The sequence below is a fragment of the Cryobacterium inferilacus genome (assembly GCF_019599185.1).
In the GTDB taxonomy this organism is placed as follows: domain Bacteria; phylum Actinomycetota; class Actinomycetes; order Actinomycetales; family Microbacteriaceae; genus Cryobacterium; species Cryobacterium inferilacus.
In genome coordinates, this window is the sequence record NZ_JAIEUL010000060.1 from 1 (window position 1) to 956 (window position 956).

1 protein-coding gene and 1 pseudogene are annotated in these 956 nt (G+C 64.6%); both read right to left on the minus strand.

The features are described from left to right. The coding region (locus K2F54_RS18885) for an ATP-binding protein (RefSeq protein ID WP_220607397.1) at positions 1 to 485 on the minus strand (485 nt) is incomplete at its 3' end. Beyond that, positions 482 to 956 (minus strand): annotated as a pseudogene (locus K2F54_RS18890) (IS21 family transposase); the annotation flags it as partial. The gene K2F54_RS18885 and the pseudogene K2F54_RS18890, both read right to left, overlap by 4 nt.

The following is a 956-nucleotide window of genomic DNA, read 5'->3' on the forward strand; positions in this document are numbered from 1 at the left end:
GCGTACTTGTTCAGGAACTTCGTGGTCCCAGATGGCTTGTCGCGGGCCAGCTGCCAGGCCTCTTCGAGTTCTGGCATCCGGATGTAGTGCGCTCGCACCCGGTGCCGGCAGGCTGCCTTCGCCAGCGCGCAGCCTAGATACGATTTCCCCGATCCGGTGAAGCCCTGGAACACGACGTTCTGCTGCCGGTCGATGAACGAGCAGGTGCCGAGACCGGCGAGCATCGACCGGTCCAGGCCGCGTTCCTCCACGAGGTCCAGGCGGCGCAGGTCCGCGTTTGGGTAGCGCAGGTTCGCGCGGCGGATCAGGCCCTCGACCTTGGTTTGGGTGAAGACGGAGTGGGCGTCATCGACGGCGAGTTTGACTCGCTCCTCGAATGCCAGGCCGAGGGTGAGGGTGTCGTCTTGGGCGTCGAACGCGTCCAACAGGGTGGTCACGCCCATCTCGCGGAGCTTACGTTTGGTCTCGATATCGATCCGGCTCATCGTGCACCGCCTCCGGCGTAGTAGTCGGCGCCGCGGACGTATCCACCGGATTCGGGCTCGGTGGGCTCGAAGCGCGGAATCCTGCGGGTGCCTGTTTTGTCTTGCCCGGTCTCCAGGATCGGCTGCAAGTGCGCATAGCGGGGCGAGCGAACACGACCCTCGAGCGCGATCTGACATGCTTTTTCCACTCGCTCGCTGGAGTAGCGGCGGCTCAGCCGCAGCACTGCCAGGGCGGCGTCGAAGCCTTGCTCTTCTACTGGCACGGCCTCGAAGATCCTGTTGACCACGGTCATCATGTTCGGGCCGATCCGTGTCGCCCAGGCCCGGATCCTGCCGGTGTCCCACTCCCGATATTTCTCGCCCTGGGGCTGGTCGGCGTCGTTGGTGCGGTATTCGTTCACGACATGCTCGCCAAACAACAGATGGCTGGTGAGCCGCTCGTGGTTGCGATAGACCTCCAGCAGCCGGGAG